This window comes from Stenotrophomonas sp. PAMC25021 (assembly GCF_004795795.1).
Lineage (GTDB): Bacteria > Pseudomonadota > Gammaproteobacteria > Xanthomonadales > Xanthomonadaceae > Stenotrophomonas > Stenotrophomonas muris.
Map to the genome: position 1 here is coordinate 224,230 of NZ_CP039255.1, position 18,442 is coordinate 242,671.

24 protein-coding genes are annotated in these 18,442 nt (G+C 64.4%); 10 read left to right on the forward strand and 14 right to left on the reverse strand.

The genetic code is table 11. The features are described 5' to 3' along the window. Nucleotides 1-5: 5 nt before the first annotated feature. Nucleotides 6-1,070, reverse strand: coding sequence for a heat-inducible transcriptional repressor HrcA (hrcA, locus tag E5790_RS01020; protein ID WP_010484463.1), 1,065 nt, complete (start codon nucleotides 1,068-1,070; stop codon nucleotides 6-8). A gap of 115 nt (nucleotides 1,071-1,185) precedes the next feature. On the opposite strand from hrcA, the gene recN reads away from it, so the two are divergent. Further along, nucleotides 1,186-2,847 carry a DNA repair protein RecN gene (gene recN, locus E5790_RS01025; protein WP_111206254.1) on the forward strand — a complete coding sequence of 554 codons (1,662 nt, stop codon included), beginning with the start codon at nucleotides 1,186-1,188 and terminating at the stop codon, nucleotides 2,845-2,847. Nucleotides 2,848-2,957: 110 nt separating this feature from the next. Here recN and E5790_RS01030 read toward each other — a convergent pair whose 3' ends face one another. After that, nucleotides 2,958-3,875, reverse strand: coding sequence for a LysR family transcriptional regulator (locus tag E5790_RS01030; protein WP_032959114.1), 918 nt, complete (start codon nucleotides 3,873-3,875; stop codon nucleotides 2,958-2,960). A 97-nt stretch (nucleotides 3,876-3,972) separates the two neighbouring features. On the opposite strand from E5790_RS01030, the gene E5790_RS01035 reads away from it, so the two are divergent. Further along, nucleotides 3,973-5,280 (forward strand): SGNH/GDSL hydrolase family protein, encoded by a 1,308-nt coding sequence (locus tag E5790_RS01035; RefSeq protein ID WP_111206252.1) that lies wholly within the window; start codon nucleotides 3,973-3,975, stop codon nucleotides 5,278-5,280. A 63-nt stretch (nucleotides 5,281-5,343) separates the two neighbouring features. Here the strand turns inward: E5790_RS01035 and fur are convergent, their stop codons facing one another. Next, nucleotides 5,344-5,760, reverse strand: coding sequence for a ferric iron uptake transcriptional regulator (fur, locus tag E5790_RS01040; protein WP_014646807.1), 417 nt, complete (start codon nucleotides 5,758-5,760; stop codon nucleotides 5,344-5,346). Between the two features lie 103 nt (nucleotides 5,761-5,863). On the opposite strand from fur, the gene bamE reads away from it, so the two are divergent. After that, nucleotides 5,864-6,256: an outer membrane protein assembly factor BamE gene (gene bamE / locus E5790_RS01045; RefSeq protein WP_014036847.1), complete on the forward strand. Its 393-nt coding sequence runs from the start codon at nucleotides 5,864-5,866 to the stop codon at nucleotides 6,254-6,256. Between the two features lie 33 nt (nucleotides 6,257-6,289). On the opposite strand, the gene E5790_RS01050 is transcribed toward bamE, so the two are convergent. Both E5790_RS01050 and E5790_RS01055 read right to left on the reverse strand, forming a co-directional pair. Continuing rightward, the gene (locus E5790_RS01050; RefSeq protein WP_014646806.1) at nucleotides 6,290-6,547 is read right to left on the reverse strand and encodes an RnfH family protein; all 258 of its coding nucleotides are present in this window, start codon (nucleotides 6,545-6,547) and stop codon (nucleotides 6,290-6,292) included. Between the two features lie 3 nt (nucleotides 6,548-6,550). Beyond that, nucleotides 6,551-6,976: a type II toxin-antitoxin system RatA family toxin gene (locus tag E5790_RS01055; RefSeq protein WP_032959119.1), complete on the reverse strand. Its 426-nt coding sequence runs from the start codon at nucleotides 6,974-6,976 to the stop codon at nucleotides 6,551-6,553. 57 nt (nucleotides 6,977-7,033) lie between these two features. Here E5790_RS01055 and smpB point away from each other — a divergent pair, with 57 nt between their 5' ends. Next, nucleotides 7,034-7,537 (forward strand): SsrA-binding protein SmpB, encoded by a 504-nt coding sequence (smpB, locus tag E5790_RS01060; RefSeq protein WP_005409231.1) that lies wholly within the window; start codon nucleotides 7,034-7,036, stop codon nucleotides 7,535-7,537. Continuing rightward, complete coding sequence (locus E5790_RS01065) at nucleotides 7,534-7,965, forward strand: GNAT family N-acetyltransferase (RefSeq protein WP_014646804.1); 432 nt, start codon at nucleotides 7,534-7,536, stop codon at nucleotides 7,963-7,965. The genes smpB and E5790_RS01065 overlap by 4 nt, the downstream gene beginning before the upstream one ends. Nucleotides 7,966-7,991: 26 nt before the next feature. On the opposite strand, the gene E5790_RS01070 is transcribed toward E5790_RS01065, so the two are convergent. Together E5790_RS01070 and E5790_RS01075 are read right to left on the reverse strand one after the other, a co-directional pair. After that, nucleotides 7,992-8,564: a hypothetical protein gene (locus E5790_RS01070; protein WP_111206250.1), complete on the reverse strand. Its 573-nt coding sequence runs from the start codon at nucleotides 8,562-8,564 to the stop codon at nucleotides 7,992-7,994. A gap of 169 nt (nucleotides 8,565-8,733) precedes the next feature. After that, on the reverse strand, nucleotides 8,734-9,195 hold the full coding sequence (locus E5790_RS01075) for a hypothetical protein (protein ID WP_136191668.1): 462 nt from the start codon (nucleotides 9,193-9,195) through the stop codon (nucleotides 8,734-8,736). Nucleotides 9,196-9,828: 633 nt separating this feature from the next. On the opposite strand from E5790_RS01075, the gene E5790_RS01080 reads away from it, so the two are divergent. Continuing rightward, a complete protein-coding gene (locus E5790_RS01080) occupies nucleotides 9,829-10,104 on the forward strand; it encodes a hypothetical protein (RefSeq protein ID WP_111206240.1) in 276 nt (91 codons plus the stop codon). Then, entirely contained in the window at nucleotides 10,079-10,780 is a 702-nt protein-coding gene (locus tag E5790_RS01085; RefSeq protein ID WP_168708227.1) for a response regulator transcription factor, read from the forward strand. Before E5790_RS01080 ends, E5790_RS01085 begins: the two co-directional genes overlap by 26 nt. A gap of 232 nt (nucleotides 10,781-11,012) precedes the next feature. Here the strand turns inward: E5790_RS01085 and E5790_RS01090 are convergent, their stop codons facing one another. After that, nucleotides 11,013-11,630 carry a hypothetical protein gene (locus E5790_RS01090; RefSeq protein WP_111206238.1) on the reverse strand — a complete coding sequence of 206 codons (618 nt, stop codon included), beginning with the start codon at nucleotides 11,628-11,630 and terminating at the stop codon, nucleotides 11,013-11,015. Between the two features lie 403 nt (nucleotides 11,631-12,033). Here E5790_RS01090 and E5790_RS01095 point away from each other — a divergent pair, with 403 nt between their 5' ends. After that, nucleotides 12,034-13,581: an N-acetylmuramoyl-L-alanine amidase gene (locus E5790_RS01095; RefSeq protein WP_080469275.1), complete on the forward strand. Its 1,548-nt coding sequence runs from the start codon at nucleotides 12,034-12,036 to the stop codon at nucleotides 13,579-13,581. 84 nt (nucleotides 13,582-13,665) lie between these two features. Here E5790_RS01095 and E5790_RS22040 read toward each other — a convergent pair whose 3' ends face one another. The 3 genes from E5790_RS22040 to E5790_RS01115 form a co-directional block, all read right to left on the reverse strand. Further along, nucleotides 13,666-14,115, reverse strand: a complete 450-nt coding sequence (locus E5790_RS22040; protein WP_229653750.1) for a hypothetical protein — start codon at nucleotides 14,113-14,115, stop codon at nucleotides 13,666-13,668. Next, nucleotides 14,075-14,359 carry a hypothetical protein gene (locus tag E5790_RS01105; protein ID WP_227864506.1) on the reverse strand — a complete coding sequence of 95 codons (285 nt, stop codon included), beginning with the start codon at nucleotides 14,357-14,359 and terminating at the stop codon, nucleotides 14,075-14,077. The genes E5790_RS22040 and E5790_RS01105 overlap by 41 nt, the downstream gene beginning before the upstream one ends. A gap of 243 nt (nucleotides 14,360-14,602) precedes the next feature. Next, complete coding sequence (locus tag E5790_RS01115) at nucleotides 14,603-15,160, reverse strand: hypothetical protein (RefSeq protein ID WP_111206237.1); 558 nt, start codon at nucleotides 15,158-15,160, stop codon at nucleotides 14,603-14,605. 90 nt (nucleotides 15,161-15,250) lie between these two features. Here E5790_RS01115 and E5790_RS21890 point away from each other — a divergent pair, with 90 nt between their 5' ends. Then, nucleotides 15,251-15,748 (forward strand): hypothetical protein, encoded by a 498-nt coding sequence (locus E5790_RS21890; protein ID WP_111206236.1) that lies wholly within the window; start codon nucleotides 15,251-15,253, stop codon nucleotides 15,746-15,748. Nucleotides 15,749-16,098: 350 nt separating this feature from the next. On the opposite strand, the gene E5790_RS22045 is transcribed toward E5790_RS21890, so the two are convergent. Next, complete coding sequence (locus E5790_RS22045; RefSeq protein WP_247594919.1) at nucleotides 16,099-16,389, reverse strand: hypothetical protein; 291 nt, start codon at nucleotides 16,387-16,389, stop codon at nucleotides 16,099-16,101. 84 nt (nucleotides 16,390-16,473) lie between these two features. Between E5790_RS22045 and E5790_RS01130 the strand changes: the two genes are divergently transcribed. Continuing rightward, a complete protein-coding gene (locus E5790_RS01130) occupies nucleotides 16,474-16,767 on the forward strand; it encodes a tyrosine-type recombinase/integrase (protein WP_229653749.1) in 294 nt (97 codons plus the stop codon). A gap of 28 nt (nucleotides 16,768-16,795) precedes the next feature. On the opposite strand, the gene E5790_RS01135 is transcribed toward E5790_RS01130, so the two are convergent. Then, on the reverse strand, nucleotides 16,796-17,686 hold the full coding sequence (locus E5790_RS01135) for a hypothetical protein (RefSeq protein ID WP_111206235.1): 891 nt from the start codon (nucleotides 17,684-17,686) through the stop codon (nucleotides 16,796-16,798). Further along, nucleotides 17,670-18,422, reverse strand: a complete 753-nt coding sequence (locus E5790_RS01140) for a HipA family kinase (protein WP_111206234.1) — start codon at nucleotides 18,420-18,422, stop codon at nucleotides 17,670-17,672. Before E5790_RS01140 ends, E5790_RS01135 begins: the two co-directional genes overlap by 17 nt. Nucleotides 18,423-18,442 lie beyond the last annotated feature (20 nt).

The following is an 18,442-nucleotide window of genomic DNA, read 5'->3' on the forward strand; positions in this document are numbered from 1 at the left end:
GCGTTTCAAGCGTCGGATGTTCCAGGAGTGCGCCCGGCTGGCGAAAACGCCGCGCCGAGTACATCGGCAGTAGCCTGGACCAGCGGGATCATCCGGTCGTAGGCCATCCGCTTGGGGCCGATCACGCCCAGCACGCCCAGCACCTGGCCATTGGCGGTATAGGGGGCGGTGACCAGCGACACCCCCTGCAACGGCATCATCCCGGTCTCTTCGCCAATGAAGATGCGCACCCCCGGGGCCTGGATGGTGCGCTCCAGCAGCTGCAGGATCTCGCGCTTGCTGGAGAACAGCTCGAACAGCTCGCGCAGCCGCTCCAGGTCGGACAGGTCCTGCACCCCCATCAGACGGGTCTGCCCGGCTACCAGCATGTCGTCGGCCGCCGGCTGCAGGGCCTGCTCGGCCAGCTCGATGCTGTGCGCCAGCAGCTGCTCCAGCTCCGAACGGGCATCACGCAGTTCCAGCAGCAGGCGGGTGCGGATCTCGGCCATCGGCAGGCCGGCGAAATGCGCGTTGAGGTAGTTGGCGACCTGTTCCAGCTGGCCCGGCGCGAACTCCTGGCGGGTCTCGATGACCCGGTTCTGCACCTCGTTGTCGGCGAACACCAGGATCGCCAGCACCCGGCGCCCGTCCAGCGCCACGAAATCGATCTGGCGGAACGCGAACTGCTCGCGCCGCGGGGCGCTGACCACGCCGACGAAGTGGCTCATCGCCGACAGCAGCTCCGAGGCGCTGCCAAGCAGGGCCTGGGTGCTGCCGCCGCCGGCCAGTTCCTGGCGCAGCCGGGCCAGCTCGCCTTCGCCCGGCGGCTGCATCTGCAGCAGGCTGTCGACGAACACCCGGTAGCCATGTGCGGTCGGGACGCGCCCGGCCGAGGTGTGCGGCGAAGCCAGCAGCCCCAGGTCTTCCAGGTCACCCAGGATGTTGCGGATGGTGGCCGGACTGACCTCCAGCCCGGCCACGCGCGCCAGCGTCTGCGAGCCGACCGGCTCACCGTCCTGGATGTAACGCGCGATCAGCGTGCGCAGCAGATGGCGCGCACGCGGGGCAAGCTGGTCGGGAGAACCGTGCATGGAATCAACCTGTGAGACACGGACACTAGATAATGGCGGCGGATCACCTTGGCAAGTCATTGGACCTCCCGCGCCCGCGTGCTAGCGTTGCGCGGCTGCTGACACCCCCTTACCCATGCTCAGACATCTTTCGATCAAGGATTTCGCCGTCGTCCGCGCCACCGAACTGGAGTTCGGGCCAGGCATGACCGTGGTTTCAGGCGAGACCGGCGCCGGCAAGTCACTGATGGTCGACGCGCTGGGCTTCCTGTCCGGCCTGCGCGCCGACAGCGGCGTGGTCCGCCACGGCGCCGCGCGCGCCGAGCTGTCGGCCGAGTTCGCGCTGGACCAGCTGCAGGCCGCGCGCCAGTGGCTGGCCGACAACGAGCTGGACGACGAGGAGCAGTGCCAGCTGCGCCGCGTGATCCGTGCCGATGGCGGCTCGCGGGCCTGGATCAACGGCCGCCCGGTGACCCTGGCGCAGCTGGCCGACCTGGCCTCGCTGCTGGTGGAGATCCACGGCCAGCACGAGCAGCAGGCCCTGCTGGCACGCCCATCACAGCTGGCCCTGCTGGATGCCTATGCCGGCAACGAGGACGAGCGCCGCCAGGTGCGCCGCGCCGCTGCGGCCTGGCAGGCCCTGGTCGATGAATCACTGGCGCTGTCGCAGCAGGGCGACGTCAGTGACCGGATCGGCTTCCTGGAGCACCAGCTGCGCGAACTGGACCGCGAGGATCTGGAACCGGAGTCAATTGCCGCGCTGGGCGCCAGCCACCGCCGCCAGGCCCATGCCAGTGCCCTGCTGAGTGCCTGCCAGGCGGCCAGCAACCAGCTCAACGGCGACGACGGCAGTTCCGCGCTGGACCTGCTGCAGCAGGTGCGCCACGAGCTGTCGCGCCTGATCGAACACGACCCGCGCCTGGGCGAGGTGGACGGGCTGATCGAGAACGCCTCGATCCAGCTGCACGAAGCCCTGTCGCTGCTGGACCGCGTGCATGACGACCTCGACGCCGACCCGGAACAGTTCGAGGAGAACGAGCGTCGCCTCGGCCGCCTGCACGACCTGGCCCGCAAGCACCGTGTGCCGATGGACGAGCTGGGCGCGCAGCGCGAGCGCATGCACGCCGAAGTGGAACAGCTGCGTGGTGCTGACGAACGCCTGCAGCGCCTCGCCGGCGAGATCGACAAGGCCGCTGCGGCGTGGCGCGTGCAGGCCGGGCTGCTGACCGCCAGCCGCCGCGCCGCCGCTGCCGAGCTGTCGGCCACCACCACCGGCATCATCGCCGAGCTGGGCATGGGCGGCGGCCAGTTCCTGATCGAGCTGGAACCGCAGGACGCCGGCAAGCCCGACCCGCAGGGTGCCGAGCGCGTGGAATTCCTGGTGGCGGCCAATGCCGGGCAGCCACCGCGTGCCCTGCGCAAGGTGGCCTCGGGTGGCGAACTGTCGCGCATCTCGCTGGCCATCGAAGTGGCCGCGCTGGACCTGGATGCAGTGCCGACCATGGTGTTCGACGAAGTCGACTCCGGCATCGGTGGCGCGGTGGCGGACATCGTCGGCCAGAAGCTGCGCGCCCTTGGCGAGAAGCGCCAGGTGCTGTGCGTGACCCACCTGCCGCAGGTCGCCTCGAAGGGCCATGCCCATTACCGGGTCAGCAAGGCCCCGGTGGAAGGCATGACCCAGAGCGCAGTGGAAAAGCTGGACAGCAAGGCGCGCGAGGAAGAACTGGCGCGCATGCTCGGCGGCGTGGAAGTGAGCAAGGAAGCGCGCGCCGCCGCACGCAAGCTGCTGCAGGTGTAACGCCGGCCGAGCCGAGCATTGGCTCGGCTTCCGCACGGTAGTGCCGGCCGCTGGCCGGCACCCCGATGCGGGTGGATGAAGATCATGAGGTTGCCGGCCAGCGGCCGGCACTACCCCTGTGGCTGCGTCAGATCGACGTTCTCCACCAGGAAATCAAGAAACGCGCGCACCCGCAGCGGCAGGTAGCCGCCCTGCCCCAGGAACACCGCGTGCACCTCTTCCAGGTCACCGGGATTGGCGTCCTCCAGCACCGGCAGCAAGCGCCCGGCGGCAATGTCCTGCTGCACCTGGAATGCTGCCAGCCGCGCCATGCCCAGCCCACCCAGCACCAGCTGGCGCAGCGCATCGCCGTTGCTGGCGCGCGCGTTGCCACTGGGCAGCAGCATGCGTTCGCGCCCGTCCTGCAGCAACGGCCAGCCCTGCATCGCGCGCGCATGGCCGATATCCAGCCGGTTGTGCGACTGCAGCTCCTCGGCAGTGCGTGGCAGCCCGTGCCGCTGCGCGTAGGCCGGTGCAGCCACGATCATCATCCGCGTCGCACCCAGCCGCCGCGCCACCAGGCTGGAACTCTTCAGTGGACCGGCCCGCACCGCCACGTCGGTGCGCTGCTCAAGCAGGTCGATCACCTCGTCATTGAGGGTCAGGTCCACGCCTACCTGCGGGTTGCGTTCGAGGAACGCCGGCAGCAGCGGCAGCAGGAAATGCTGGCCGAACGGCACGTTGGAGTTGACCCGCAACCGTCCACGCGGCTCGGCATGGGCACTGGCACAGCGCTCGGCCTCCTCCAGGTCGGCCAGCACGCGCAGGCCGCGCTCGTAGAACGCGCAGCCTTCCGGGGTCAGCTGCAGCTGGCGGGTGGAGCGTTGCAGCAGGCGCGTACCCAGCCGCTGCTCCAGCCTGGCCACCAGCTTGCTCACTGCTGACGGCGTCATGTCCAGGGTGCGGGCGGCGGCGGAGAAGCCACCGGTCTCGATCACCCGCACGAACACTTCCAGTTCGCCGGATCGGTTGATGTCGGGTCGCGCCATGACGATGAATCCAGTTCACAGATGATTGTCCATGCGCAGTCTAGTTCACAGATGACCCCGGAATCACCATGGCGTTCCCTCCCACCTGGATTGCCCGATGAACCGCTTGAGCCAGCTCACCGCCACCGCCCTGCTCGCCCTGTCCGGCGTCGCCAGTGCCGCATCCGCCCCGCACTGGGTCGCCAGCTGGCAGGCCAGCCCGCAACCGGTCTGGGACGCGGATTTCCTGTTCCCGACCCTGGTTCCGGCCACGCTGCAGGACCAGACCTTCCGCCAGACCGCGCGCATCAGCCTGGGCGGGCCCCGGCTGCGGGTGCGGCTGAGCAATGCCTACGGCACCCAGCCGCTGCGGATCGGGGCGGCCAGCGTGGCCGCGGGCGCGGGCGCCACCCCGCAACCGCTCAGCTTCGACGGCCAGCCTGGGGTGTTGATCGGTGCCGGTCAGGAACGGCTGAGCGATCCGCTGGCGGTGGCCACGGAAGACCACCAGGCGCTGCAGGTCAGCGTCTTCGTGGCGGGGCCGACGCCGGTGCAGGCGTTCCATTGGGACGGCCGCCAGACCAGCTGGATCGCCGGCGGCAATCAGGCCCGGGCGCGCGACCTGGAGGGTGCCAGTTCCACTACCGCACGCCTGTTCCTCACCGGGATCGAGGTCGAGGCCGCCGCCAGTGCGCGTAGCGTGGTGGTGATTGGCGACTCGATCACCGACGGCGCCACCGCCAGCCTCGACCAGGACCAGCGCTGGACCGACCATCTGGCCGCGCGTCTGGCACCGCGCGGCGTCGCGGTGGTCAACGCGGGCATTTCCGGCAATCGGCTGCTGAGCGACGGCATGGGCGAGTCGGTTCTGGCCCGCCTGCGGCGTGACGCACTGGATCAGCCCGGCGTCGCCAGCGTCATCGTGCTGATCGGCATCAACGACATCAGCTGGCCCGGTACTGCCTTCGCCCGCGCGCAGCCCCGGCCCAGCCTGCCCGAGCTGCAGGCCGGCTATCGTGCCCTGGCCGAACAGGCCCACCGGCGGGGTCTACGCATATTCGGCGCCACCCTGATGCCGTTCGCGGGCGCCCTGCCCGGCACGCCGCTGGACGACTACTACCACCCGGACAAGGAGGCCCTGCGCCAACAGCTCAATGCATGGCTGCGCAGCAACAGCCCGTTCGACGCGGTGATCGACCTGGACGCGGCGCTGCGCGACCCGGCCGATCCGTCACGGATGGCCGCCGCCTACGACTCCGGCGACCACCTCCACCCGGGGGATGCCGGCAACCGGGCGATGGCCGAGGCGGTGGACCTGGAGATCCTGCTCGGTTGCATGGGGTCAGAGCCCTTTGCTGGCGCAAAGGGATCCGACCCCGCAGAGCGCCCGGGGCCGGCCCCCTTTCCTGGAGGGAAAGGGCCCTGACCCCGGCAACGAAAAACCCCGGGCAAGCCCGGGGTTTCGTCGCTAGCGGCTGGCCGGAACGGCCTACTTGCGCTTCTTGCGCACGTAGAGCACCAGCGAGTGTTCTTCCAGCTCATAGCCGTGATCGGCCGCGATCTTGCGCTGCAGCTCCTCGATCTCATGGCTTTCGAATTCGATGATCTTGCCGCTGTCCACGTCGACCATATGGTCGTGGTGGCCACCACGGTCCAGCTCGTAAACGGCCTGGCCACCCTCGAAATTGTGCTTGAGCACGAGGCCGGCGGCCTCGAACTGGGTCAGCACCCGGTAGACCGTCGCCAGGCCGATCTCGTCGCCATGCTCGAGCAGCTGGCGGTAGATGTCCTCGGCGGTCATGTGGTGCTGGTGGTGCTGGGCATTGCGCTGTTCGAGCAGCGCCAGGATCCGCATCCGCGGATGGGTCACCTTCAGGCCGACTTTACGCAGGTCGTGGGTTTCCATAGGTCTCCGTTCATTGGCGATTTAGCGCCAGCTGCCTCGGATTGGGTCGCGGTGGCACGCCGGGAGTGTATCATCGGTTTGATTTCCCCAACCGCCAGTCCCGATGCGCAATCTCCTGTTGGTCGCCGCCGTCGCCCTGTCCACCACCGGGTGCGGCATCATCTACAAGCAACCCATCTATCAGGGCAACCTGATCCGGGAAGATGCCGTGGCCAAGCTGCAGGTCGGGCAGAGCAAGCAGCAGGTCACCGCGCTGCTGGGCACCCCGTCCATCCCCGACCCGTTCCACGCCCAGCGCTGGGACTACACCTCCAGCCAGCGCGTGAACCGCCTCGGCCGCACCGAAGTGAAGAACTTCGTGGTGTTCTTCGAGAATGACGCCGTTACCCGCTGGGAAGGCGACTACTTCCCGGGCAACGACAAGGCCCTGGCCCAGCAGACGGTGCGCCAGTTCGGCCGCAACCTGCCGAAGGACAAGAAGAAGAAGGGCCGCTGAGGCCTGCCCGTCCGCAGGGACGGGTTGCCGGGATCAACCGCCGAGCGCGCGACGCCGGCGGTTGTCCTTGGGGTCGGCCAGCAGCGGGCGCAGCAGCTCGATGCGGTCCCCGTCCAGCAGCGCCTGCTGTGGACGGGCCAGCACGCCATGCACCGCGGCGGCCGGACAGTCGGCACTACCTTCCAGCGCAGCGGCGGCGATGGCGTCGGCCACGGTCGCTCCCTCTTCCAGCTGCAGGTGGCGCGACAGCACGCGCTCCGGCCAGGCCAGCACCACCTCGACCTCGATCATCGCTCAGCCCTCGTCGGCGACGCGGACGAAATCATTGACCATGCGATCGGCCAGTCCCTGGAAGCCGATCGCCAGGGCCGGACCGAGCAGGCGCGAGCTGGGTTCGAACTCCAGGGTCAGGGTGACCTTGCACGCATCCTCGGCCAGCGCATGGAATTCCCAGCGGCCGTGCAGCTGCTTGAACGGGCCATCGCGCAGCTGCATGTCGATGCTGTGCGGGCGCTGCAGGGTGTTTTCAGTCTGGAACCAGGTACTGAACGAGCCCAGGCCCAAGTCCAGGCGCGCCACCAGGCGGTCCTCGCCCTGCTCCAGGATCTGGGCAGCCGAGCACCAGCGGAAACGGCGCGGATAGGCCTGGACGTCGTTGACCAGGTCGAACATGCGCGCGGCCGAATGTTCGACCAGGGCGCTGCGGCGGATAGTAGGCATGAATACAGGACGTTTCGGCAATCGACCGGGCGGGCCCGAATCGGAGACAATACGGAAATGAGCAAGAACAGCGGCAAGGATAAAGCAAAGAGCGCGACGGCCAACAAAACCATCGCGTTGAACAAGCGTGCCCGCCACGAGTACCACATCGAAGAGCGCTTCGAGGCCGGCCTGGCCCTGCAGGGCTGGGAGGTGAAGTCGATCCGCGCTGGCCGCGGCAACATCATCGACGCCTACGCCTATGTGAAGCACGGCGAGATCTTCCTGATCGGCGCGCAGATCACCCCGTTGATCCAGGCCTCCACCCACGTGGTGGCCAATGACCGGCGCGAGCGCAAGCTGCTGCTGCACCGGAGCGAGATCGACAAGCTGGTCGGCAAGGTCGAGCGCGATGGCTACACGATCGTGCCCACTGCGATGTACTGGAGCAAGAACAAGATCAAGCTCGAAGTCGCGCTGGCCAAGGGCAAGCAGACCCACGACAAGCGCGATGCCGCCAAGGACCGCGACTGGGCGATCGAGAAGCAGCGTGTGATGCGTCGCGGCAACCGCGACGCATGACCGCCCCCATCGGCGCCATGGTGACTGCCAGCGCCGATGAAACGCGCACGTTGTGCGCGCGCCTGCTGGCCTTCAACCAGGCCCACGGCGGCGATTCACTCGATGAGACTCCAGTCCGCCTGGCCTGGCATGACGAGCACGGCGCGCTGCGCGGTGGTGTGCTGGCCGACGTCTGTGCTGGCTGGCTGCAGGTACATGTGCTGTGGGTGGATCCGGAACTGCGCGGGCAAGGCATCGGCCAGCGCCTGCTGGCGGAAGCAGAAGCCGCCGCGCGCCAGCTTGGCGCCCGCAACGTGATGCTGGATACCTTCGACTGGCAGGCCGAAGCTTTCTACCTGCGGCAGGGCTACACCGTCTATGGGCGGCTGCCCGATTGCCCGCCCGGGCACGAGCGGATCTACCTGCGCAAGCCATTGTCAGGTTCCTGACCGCGGCCGCGGAAACCGCCGACCGGTCACCCTGCCAGCACGCCCTGCCCGCGCATGCGCGGTGCCAGCGCTGCGTGCATCACGGCTAGGTGCATCACCACTGCCAGTTCCGGCGCATGCCGGTCATCGCCGGCGCGCCACCGCTGCGCCAGCTGGGCCGCGTCGGCCGGCAGCAGGGCCAGCAGCTGGGCGTCATCCAGCGAATCGGCCGCGCCCTGGAGCTGCCGCGCCATCTGTCGCGCCTGCCATACATGCACGCCGATGCTGAGGCTGGCCAGCGACATCAGGACCACGGCCAGCCCGTGCTCGAACCATTGCGACAGCACTTCCGGCCCCCACAGCAGGGCCGCCAACACGGCCAGGCCCGGCAGGCGCCAGCCCAGCCAATGGATGCGACCGCGCTGCGACCAGTGCACAACCACCGCACTGGCCACCAATGCCGCGGCCGCAGTCGCCGGCAGCTCGGTCAGCGCGGTGGCCGCAAGCAACACCGCCAGCACCACCCAGACCCAGCCAGGCGGCAGGGCGCGCCGCTGGTAGTCGGCACCGACCGGCCCGATCAGCTGCCGAAGGCTGCGTTGTTGGCTTGCATCGGTCACCCACAGTCTCCGTGTCTGTCCTGGCCCGGATGGTCGCCGCCAGTGTGTCGCAAATTCGTGCCAATGAAGTTACCAATCCGCTATGGCCAATGCAGTGCAACTTATTGGAAATTGACAACGCTGCGCGCGCACCGTCGCCCCCACAGCCGGGACCGAGCGCCGGATCAGCTCAGGCCGGAAGCGAGGGTCGCGTCACGACGGGCAGCGCCTGGCAACGTTCATGCACAGAGCCGACCGGTACGGCGCAGACACGCTCACCGACGAACCGGCGGTACTCCCGGTTGCCATCCTCGGGCTGATCCAGCCCGGGAACCTTCAGCAGGTCCAGCCCCCGCGCCTGGGCAATCAGCTCTGCGGCCTTCACCATCGCCGTGGACCTGCCACCGAAGAAGGCGATACGCGATTCGCGCGAGTGCTCGGAGAACGTGTTGATCAGGTCTACCAGCGACCGCCCCAGACCGACGACATTCACCACCAGCAGGCTGTAGTGCCGCCATTCCACCAGCGTTGCCGCGCTGCACGCGTCGCCGACCACTTCAACGCTGACCCGCGCATCGATCGACAGGCGCGACTCCATCGCAAGTCGCTCCATTGTTCGCTCACCCACCAGCAGGACCCTGATCGAGGCCATCACCCACTCCTTCCCTACGTGTGCCCGCCGCCGAAAGCAGGGACTCCAGTGAAGGAGAAAATGGTAGGCACGCGCATGCCGGCACCCAATAAGACAACCCCGAAAACAGCGTTGATTGCAGGTACTCCAGGCCTTGCAGCAGGGTGCGGCACGCCAGAATCGGAATGGTCTCATGCGGGCCAACGTGCTCCCCGCATTATTCTCGCCACCTCACAGTCGCGGCGTTCCTGCAGTGTCCGGGACCGCAACATGGAATGGATCGGGAGGGCAGAGGCATGGCGTTTCATGGCGACCTGGACGGCATCGACCTGGAAGACATCATCGCGCTGATTGGCGCACGGTCGGGCGTGCTTTCGCTCGGCCCGATCCAGGGAAAAACCCTGAACCTGCATGTGGCCGCGGGACTGGTCGCATCGTTCTCCATCGAGCAGAACATCGAGGGCAAGGACCGGATCTTCAAACTTGCCCGGTGGTTCTCCAGGCACCGCTGCAGTTTCAGTTTCGAACAGAAGCCGATCAACGCGACGCAAGGCCCTGCATCTGGACCTGCTGCAGCTGTTTCCGCGCCGACAGCCGACCGTTTCAGCGACAGACCCGGTGACGGGCCCGCTATCCGATCCGGACACGGTGTTCATGCTGATCAAGGCCAAGAAGGCCGCGCTTCCACTGGAGCTCCAGCGTTTCCTGGACCGGGTCGCGCCGATGCTGGAAAAGGGTGCCAGTGCGCACGACATTGCGCGCCGCACGCAGATGCGACTGCAGGATGTACAGCTCGCACTGCACGGCCTGAAACAGGCCAGGAAAGCGTGGCCGGCGTTTGTCGGCACAACGCCACCGGCGCGCCCTGCCGGATATGGCGTGTTCTCGTGGCTGCTGCGCCCCCGTGCTGCGCGCGCTGCATCGGGGTGAACGGTTGCAGGGTACGGGCTCCCAGACCGCTGCGACCGGCAAGACCGTGGTGGTGGCGGACGAGCATGCCATCTTCGTGCTCGGCATGGTGAGCTCGCTGCGGGTGCTTCCGCAGGTTGTGGTGACCGGCCAGACCACCCGTCGCACCGTCCTGCTGGAACTGGTGGAACAGCAGCAGCCCGACGTGGTCATCACCGGCTACACCCTGCAGGTGGAAGGCAGCACGCACCCCGGCCACGCACCGATCGCGGATATCGGCCGCTTGTCGCCGAGCACCCGCATCATCGCCATTACATCGCAACCGAGCGACGCGCTGCACCGGCGCATTCTTCGTGCGGGTGCCCACCTCGTGCAGGACAAGACCTGCCCCATCAACACCCTCATCCGGGGCGTGATCGACACGCTCAAGAGCGGCGCTCCCGCTGCTGCCGACAACCAGCGTCCAGTGATCGTCGGCACCGGTGCCCTGTCCACCTGCGAGCAGCAGGTCCTTCGACTCTATCTTTCCGGCATGAACGTCACCGCCATCGCAACGCTGCTGCAGCGGAGCAAGAAGACCATCAGCGCGCAGAAGATCAGCACCATGAAAAAGCTCGGGGTATCGAGCAACCAGGAGCTGGTGCTTCTGGCCACGACCTTCCCCCCGCCCGAATGGCCGGAGGCGGGCGGGCTTTGAGCTGGGCCCAGCCCTATCGGCCCTGTACCTTGCAGCGCTGTAGAAACCGGCGGTACATTCTCCCCGTGGCGCCATCGGCGCCGGTTTCGCAAACGCCAGAATAACGCGGCCCATCAATGCTTTAGCGTTATGGACTTTTTCGTTCACGCCTGCCGGATGTGCAGAAATGGGCATCGATTGGCAGCGTTTGGTCAACTTCTTAGTCAACATTCGATGTTGACCGTTGCCGTCGTCAGCGCGCCGATGGATCTCCGAGCTGCAGGTTCTCGTCTTCCAGCTTCCTTATCTCATCACCCAGAGCTATGTGCAGGCGGTCATAGATCGGGTGCACCTGCTCCCATAAAGCTCGCGCTTCGGCTTTCGCCACCGAGTTGGTCACTTGATACAGCAGCTCCCGGTACTCAGAGAGCTGTTCATAAACAGTGCGCGTGTGAATTCTCGCGTGTATCGGCACGACCTCGGCTATAGCGAGCCTGAAATCCTCCGCAACCTGAGGAGGTAACTTGTACGTCCCCCACTCGCCGGTCCTGTCGTACGCTTTGATGTCCTCGAGGTGAACAACTGCCGCCGTCCGCATGAGCTTCAGCAATAGGGGTTGAACGGAGATGAGGTTCGCGCGCTCAGCATCTATGCGCCGCATGCGTAGGGCGTCGTAGCGTTGCTCTCGCCGTAACTCCTTCGCGTGCCTCCGGCGACCTTTTTCCGTCAGGTGGTCCTGGAGCCATTTCAGACCGAAGCCGAGAATCAGCGTGGCCACCGGCACCAGCCACTTCCAGTCGTCGCCAGCGCTCGCCGCTGCACTGGCCGCCGGCGCGGCCTTGACGGTCGCCAGGAAAAGAGCTTCCCGCATCTTCAGTTCCCCTAGATCCTGTCACAAGTTTGCCTGAACGATCTGACGAATAGTTTAAGTCGGCGGTGCGTGCAAATCGCCAAAGCAGCGGTAGTAACTCCTTCAGATCGCGCCCCCGAGCTGGCGCCCGGCAGCTGGCCGATCAGGTAGTCCAGTGCCAGCCTCCTCGCTCTCGCCAATGCGACCACAGCCAGGTCACCGACCACCACACCTCTGTCGAGCCGCATTCCTAATCCTGTGACTGCTATAGGGTTTTTCCTACGAGTAAGAGGCATAGACTCCGATAGCGCACTTGAGAACGTGGGCGCAGCCTTATGCAGCTGCAAACCCAAGCGGAGGCATCGACAAAAGAACACGTTCTGCACGAAACCTGATTACCTTTTCCAATAGGGAGCTGTAGCGCATGAGAATGGATAGGAAGTGGGGAATTTTGGCTCTTTCGGTCGGACTGACCTTGGGCAGCACCTACACAGCAGGTGCGCAACAGGATCCCGAGGCCGTCCCGATGCTATCGGATCAGAATAAGCTGCTTGTCACGTCAGAGATTCAGAATGATGTGCAGCGGTTCGTCAATGCCCAGAAGCGAATCGATGGACAAGGCAAGAATATACTGGCTCGGATCACCCCAGATCCGTCGCGCCAGTGGATTTATGTGGATCTTGATGGTGCCTTTCTACCCAAGGGCCGAAGCGAAATGGGGGAGGACCTTGGGCAACTCATTAGGGATATTCAGAACCATGTCGTGGATCTTCTTACAGGCATCGTAGAGTTCAAGGCCGTCGTCATCAGGGTCGATGGCAAGCGCCTGGATGAGATTTATCCTCCTCGCTACAAATCCAAGCAGAGGGCACGCGCCACTTCACAACTGACTACCCCAGTAGATGGCTTAGTCGTGCTCAGTCCATCGCACGGAAAATACTTTCACTACGGCAGTAACAAATGGGAGTATCAGCGCCCGCTCTATGTGAACTCCACTGTCGTCCATGAGGACACTATTACCCCGGGCTACACCTCGATGCTGCAGAGCCTTCTGACATTGAGGAGCCCGACGCATGCCACGTCAATACGTCAGACTCGAGACATTGGCAACACTGCGATTGATCCTAACAGCGGCTTGAAATGGGCAGAGCTCGCTGCACGCTATTACTTGGCTAGGCTCTATCCCAATGAAACCGGGATGTGGAATCAGTATCCTAATGGAAAACCGAACCGTGCAGACCTCCGTGAGTATGATGACGATATTGCTGTTCGCCCAAATTTTGCAAACTTCCTAAACGCTGAAACAATGATCTCCATCCACACGGATGGTAGCGACACGAACCCGTCAGCACGAGGGCTGTCTGTCTTCACGAATCTCAACGATCCAAAATCTGTAGCGCTTGCCGAGAGCGTCAAGTGCTACGTGCAGGAGCAAATCAAACAGCGCCCTGATTACCCAACATTCCCCATCCGCTCAGGTCCCAATGATGGAGTGGGCTACGGGGAGGTCCGGGAGGCGGATATGGAGACCGTGTTGGTTGAGGTGGGCTTCCATAGCAACGCCGAAGACGCTGCACTACTTCAGACCACAGAGTTCCGTACCATTTCGATGAGAGGTATCGAAAAGGGCTATCGCATGTACAGAGAGGGGAAGGCCTGCATACCTTTTGCCATTACATCGGTAGGTCCGGCTGCAGGCAAGTCCCCCGGCAAAGTACCTGTGGCGTTCACCTATGTGGGTTATCCGCAGGGAGCAATGAAGGCAGATGTGGAGATTGTTAAGTGCGCACCGGGCAACACCTGCAACGGCGCGAAAGGCCTTCCGGTCACACTCGCCGATGGAAAGCTGTCATGGAACTTTACATGTGGCAACGTCGGCGCAAACGCGACGCATACAGTAAGGACGAAGCTCTATGATGCCGATGGTGTCTTCGCAAAGTCTGTCGAATCAGCCGTGACCTGCCAGGTGTAAGGCGGCCGAGAACTCGCGCTAGTTACCTGAGTTCGCGCTAAAGCATGAACCGTTTGCCAAGGCCTCCTCGTCAGGGAGGCCTTTTCACTCATGCCTCGATTGAAAGAGGCTTCTAGGAAGGGGCTGCCGTGGCGGCCCCATGGACCTTACAGGTGCGGCAGGCCCAGCCGCCTCCGCAGCGCCAACCACGAGCACGATCGAGGTCCGCACCAGCGCGTGCTGGTCGCGGGTCAGCTGGTCGTACATCTCCAGCAACTTCGGAAAGATATGCCCCACCCGGGTGCACTCGTCGTCGGTGTAACGCTTGCCGTCCACCACCGCCGGGCCCGTGACGCTTGCGCAGACAGTCAGGATGCCGGCCGAGTCGTAGTACGGCGTGTAGCGGCGTCCTTCGTGCGCCGAGCCGTTCGTGGCAAGGGCGGCCACCAACGCGCCGATCAGCGTCAGCGGTGCGGCGGCGAACCCGATCCGCTGCTTGGTGTTGGGCGTGATGTCAGCCAGGGCGGCGGATCCACGTCCAGAGGCGCTTGGCATTGCCCATGCGCGCGGACCACCAAGCGGACCAGTCGCCCCAGTTCTTCAACCTGACGGTGAACATCTGGACGACGGTGAACACGATCGCGCCGGTCAGCGCCCAGTCGCTCAACGTGTAGCCCGGCGAGTAGGTCGCTGCGGTGGCGCTGGCTGCCGCCCCGATCTTCGAACCTGCGACCGCCAGTCCGTTGTGATCTGTTCTTTGATGCTCACCGCAGTTCCCCCAGTGAAAGGAGGCCGGCATGGCCCACCACTACCGCGGTTGCAAGGTCGCGCGGACACCAGCGGCGCGTCTCACGACGGCCTATGTGCTGGCTTGAGTGGTGGCCATGACTACCGGCCATTTGGTAGCGGGAGGTGGATTCGAACCGCCGACCTCGTGGTTATGAGCCACGCGAGCTTGTAGGAGTTCAAACCTACTTTCGGTGCCCGAGGCAACTGCGGTTCCTCATGAGGAAGAAATCTCCCTCATGAGGAACAAGTGAGGTCAGCCAGGTGAATGCCCGCCGTCCGCGTCGACAGCCTGAATCATCGGCAGCGACGCCCTCAGATTGCTTACCGCCCATCCCGCAATGCCATTAAGAGGGAGCCCGTCTTCGGGCTGCCCAGCCAAGCGCTTAATCAGCACATTCATGTTGCTATCAAGCACCGTGCGAAAGGCCCTGTCTTGGGAGGTCGCGTGTCCACTGCCAAGGTTGGCATCCATACGCTCAGCTGCATCTGCGTACCGCAGCAGGCCATCGGCGCTGGCATGCATTGCGTGAAAGACCTTCAGAACAACCAGTGCGTCTTCCCTGGGCAGAGCACCGCACAGCTGCTGGATATGATCCAGCTGAGCGGCGAGCCACTTATACGGTTCCTCGGCAGTCTCGAAAGCGGAAATTGCAGATGCCGCGATCGCTTTGACGGACCTAAGATCCCTTGCGCCAATAGCGTCAGTCAGCTGCCCCGAGCTGTCGTGAACGACCTTACGCGCAGCCCCATAGGCTGCGGCTAGTCTGTCCGCGCGCTCCAGAACTGCCAACACATACTCATCCCTTTTCACCTTACTTCTCCATGGACCACGAGACGCGATTCGCCCCTAACAAACCTTAACAAATGCGACAATGCCGGCCAATACAGGGAGGGTGTCGCAATGGTTGAGACGGTTCTCGGCTTGACGGATTTGCAGATGAAGGCGGTGACCGCCTTCGGTCAGTTGGCGCTCGCTACGACAGTGGCTTACATTGCCTTCCAGCAGTGGAGGACGGCGCGTCACAAACTGAAACTCGATATGTTCGATCGCCGATTCGCGGCCCACGAAGAGCTCAGGCGCCTCGCAACCTCGTTTCGGGGCAAACGGCAGATGCAAGATGCGGACGCAATCTTGGCGTTGGAGCCGACGTTTCGCTATCTGTTTGGGCGACCCAGCGGCATTTTGGTTCGGCACATGGCAGGAGTTGCTATGCGCGTCGCTGTGCAGGCGAGCGCCGTCGAGGTTCCGATTGGCCTGCTCGGGCAGGACTCAGATCCCGTAAGCCTTGAGCGATGGAAGGAAGCACAAGAGAAGATCACCGCAATGATGACGGAGTTTCACACCCTGCATACTCAGGCCATCGCAGCAACTGCCGACCATCTCACCCTCAAGCACTGAGTATCGCGAGCTCTGGGCGCTCCACAGCGCTTTCCGAAATCCCGTCCTGCCACCGTGAAGCGCTTCCTGCAGGACAGCGCTGGCGAACTTGTGGCCCTTGATGTAGTTGCCCTTGCGCATCTTCGCGGACTTGGCCAGGCCGGCGAACGACTGACGCCGCTCTGGCCACACCAGCTCGTGCGCCGCGTCGTAGATCACCAGACGAAGGCGCCAGCGATCAGCGGGCTTGCCCAGGTCCAGCGGCCGCGGCCGCATTGCACGCACGCCTTGGCCACCTGACGGTAGGCAGCGAGGGATAGCCTTGCGATCGGGGCGGGGCCCATCCGCGTCGCTACGGCGAGCGCGGTGTGCTACTCCAGCGGATTGCGCATATAGCCGACCGCGCCGGCGATGTCGCTACTGCCCAGCGGCGCCAAGGCGCTGCGCCCCTCCACTGGCATGCGGTAGCTCCCGCCGACCAGCAGACGCGATAGCAGCTCGAGGACGTCACCATTGCCCTCGTCGTCGAATCCATCCGGGGCTGCGCCACGGCGCCGCTGGCCTGCACTGTCGTCCGCCGGCGACGGAAGAACTGGTGAGCGACGGCACCAGACATCCAGCGCCGCCGCCAGAGCACCGGCAGGATCGTGGCCAACGAACACGGCTGAGGATGCCCCGCAGCTGCAGCACTGGATCTGTGCGCCGCGCGGGAACAGGCCGGTCGGGGCGGCACCACAGCTGCCGCATTGGACTGGCGCGCTGCTGTCGAAGATGGCTCCCCGCGGTCGGATCAGAGCATCCGCGCCGGCGAATGGCAGCGCGCTCTGCGCAAGGCTGGCGTCCGGTACCGGTACCCCTACCAGATGCGCCACACCTTTGCCTCCCAAGCGCTCAGCGCGGGCGAGAACGTCATGTGGGTGGCGAAGCAGATGGGACACCGCGACTGGACGATCACCGCCAAGAAGTACGGCCGATGGATCCCTTCGATAGTCCCCGATGCCGGCGCCAAAGCCGCTGCAGTCTGGGCATTGGGGACCTAGGTCAAACGATGGATGCCAGATGCGGGCTTTAAACGAGTTCCGCCTTCAGAATGCGATGTGCCGCATCTTCGGCGCGACTGTAGGGACGCACCATGAGCGAATGCTCATCGGCGAATGCCTCAAGTTCCGACAGAGCGCCATGGGCGGCATCCAGTTGCCTTTGTGAGAAGCCCGGCGAGTCCTTCTCCGGAATCCAAAGCAGAAGCTCATAGGTAGTCCTTGGCGCAAGGACATCCAACTGATCTTTCAGAATCTGCAGATCCACCAAGCGGGATTTCGATCGGATGCGCCTGGTAGAGAGATTTGATCCTGGAATCAGCATGTCAAAATTGGCGGCAATTCGTTCCCCCAAGTATCCGATTCTCGTAGGGGCGGCCCCTTTCCGAACGACGACCTCGCCGTTGAAGCGTACATCCAGGTGCGGACTCTGGCCGCAAACCCGATCGCGAATCTGCTGAACCCACCTATCAATATCTAGCCCAGTTCCAACCGACTCCGAGGTCTGCTCGACGCTGCTGTTCGCCAACTTCGCTGCCAAGCTCGAAGTCAAGATCGCTCCGCTGCGGGCGATCTGCTCGAGGTCAGCTCCCATTGCGGTGCGGCAAGGCCCCAAATGACAGGATCGGAAAGGCGGCACCCAACTGTCCAGCGCTCCGCCGGTGGCCAGGTAGGCTTGAAGGACATCAATGGCCAAATCTATTAGTCCGTCGAGCACTTCTGCCCTGTCGCCGTACATGCACTGCAGAACTCGACCCGACAGCGTGGCTTGAACGTGGAAAGCGCCACTACCATCCACGGCGGCAGTGGCAATCACAATTCGCTCTCCGCTTCCGTGCATCGGCTCGATGTACAAGGGCGCCCAGATCGCTTGGACGTTAGGAGCAGGTGGGAACATCCGGAAGTCAGCGGTGATGGCCATCGAACATCTCGCTCTGCATTGCCGGAATTCTCTCGCTAGCCAGTCGCATCAGATGCGCCTGTCTGGACGCAAGCCACACGAGGACCGAATCTGCCTCTTCGTCAGGCCATAGTCCCGCGGGCAGGCCAAGATCGCTCTGAGAGGTCGGCTTCTCCTGAAACGCCTCCATTACGCCTAAAGCAACCGGCCGAATTCGGAGCAGCTCGTTCTCCGCTCTGCCGCGTACCGCCACGTCAAAAAGGATGTTCTGCGGCGCCAATTTATCCACAGGGAGCGTGGCGTTCACGGCCAAGCCGTGGTCGATCAGCCAGAACTCGCCGGTGCCGCTATAGAGGATGTTGCGCTCATGTCGATCGCAGTTTGCGATCCACTCGTCAAAGCAGGCAGCCTTGATCAGACCAGGCCAGGCACGCAATTGATCAAGTATCGCCTGAAGCTGCCCGGCTTCTATGAAGGCAGACAGATCCCCATTCCCCGCGGCCACGCTGCCGTAGGCCACGTACGCCCCCCCCATATGCTCTGGGACGTACACAAGCAACGGCTGGGGTACTGGGAGATCCAATTGGCGAGCGATAACCGCGCAGGCGACCTCCACCAGGACCTCCCGGGAGCTAGCCAGCCTCTTCACATAGGCCTCGACATCGCCCGACGATGTCCGGACAACCGCCCTAACGGCATCATTAATGCCGGTGCCAGCCAAGCCCAGCGAATTCACCAAGGTGCCAAACTGCAGCATCGATCCCCCTTCAGCATCCC